The sequence below is a fragment of the Micromonospora sp. 15K316 genome (assembly GCF_004348525.1).
Taxonomy (GTDB): Bacteria; Actinomycetota; Actinomycetes; order Mycobacteriales; family Micromonosporaceae; genus Micromonospora.
The window spans coordinates 1-483 of the sequence record NZ_SMKG01000452.1; the positions used below are offsets into that span (position 1 = coordinate 1).

General features: G+C 65.6%; 1 protein-coding gene. It reads left to right on the forward strand.

Going from position 1 to position 483, the window contains the following annotated elements; genetic code table 11:
* Positions 1-336, forward strand: a 336-nt coding sequence (locus tag E1211_RS32270) for a transposase (protein WP_165947393.1), incomplete at its 5' end; no start/stop codon positions are given.
* Positions 337-483 lie beyond the last annotated feature (147 nt).

Genomic DNA, 483 nt, shown 5'->3' on the forward strand with positions numbered 1-483 from the left:
AACGAGCCGGGACCCGGCCGGCCTCGCAAACGGCCCGATGTGCTGATCGCCGACAAGGGCTACGCCCACGACTCGACCCGGCGAGCCCTGCGCTCCCGGGGAATCAAACACGTCATCCCCGAACGCTCTGACCAGGTCGCCCGCCGCGCCGCCAAGGGCAGCACCGGCGGACGACCACCGGCCTTCGACAAGGCGATCTACCGCAAACGCAACGTCGTGGAACGCTGCTTCAACCGGCTCAAACAGTGGCGGGACCTGGCCACCCGCTACGCCAAACGCGCATCCCTCTACCAGGCCAGCCTCGTCCTCATCGCCGCCATCATCTGGCTTCCATGATCGACAGGACACGCCCTAGCTGTACTGCCCAGGGAGGTTGGTTGAGGTCGTGTGACGACACGGCGTGAATCTGCTGGATGACGAAGGCCTCCGGTTGTGGAGTGGAGCTGTCTAGGAACCGCTCCGCCAACCAGGAGGCCTTCGTGT